This window comes from Aeromonas sp. ASNIH8, from assembly GCF_002919855.1.
Taxonomy (GTDB): Bacteria; Pseudomonadota; Gammaproteobacteria; order Enterobacterales; family Aeromonadaceae; genus Aeromonas; species Aeromonas caviae.
The window spans coordinates 1-511 of record NZ_PQLN01000294.1; the positions used below are offsets into that span (position 1 = coordinate 1).

The window sequence follows — 511 nt, forward strand, 5'->3', positions numbered from 1 at the left end:
GCATCAATCAGCCGCTGCTCGGCCATAAGCTGAACGCCTTCAAGGCGCTCTACAACCGCATCGAGATGAAGCAGGTTGAAGCCCTGGTTGAAGCCTCGAAAGAAGAGGTGAAAGCCGCCGCCGCACCGGTAACCGGCCCGCTGGCGGACGATCCGATTCAGGAAACCATCACCTTTGACGATTTCGCGAAGGTCGATCTGCGCGTGGCGCTGATCGAAAACGCGGAATTTGTGGAGGGCTCCGATAAGCTGCTGCGCCTGACCCTCGATCTGGGCGGCGAGAAGCGCAACGTCTTCTCCGGCATCCGTTCCGCCTACCCGGACCCGCAGGCGCTGATTGGTCGCCACACGGTGATGGTGGCGAACCTTGCGCCGCGCAAAATGCGCTTCGGCATCTCTGAGGGGATGGTGATGGCCGCAGGTCCTGGCGGGAAAGATATTTTCCTGTTAAGCCCGGACAGCGGTGCGCGGCCTGGTCACCAGGTGAACTAAATAAAAAAGCCGGAGATCAA

At 59.9% G+C, this 511-nt stretch carries 1 protein-coding gene; it reads left to right on the forward strand.

Annotation, left to right across the window (positions count from 1 at the left end; translation table 11 throughout):
• A partial coding sequence (gene metG / locus C3418_RS24005) for a methionine--tRNA ligase subunit beta (RefSeq protein ID WP_103859402.1) occupies window positions 1-491 on the forward strand: 491 nt, incomplete at its 5' end.
• Window positions 492-511: the final 20 nt, after the last annotated feature.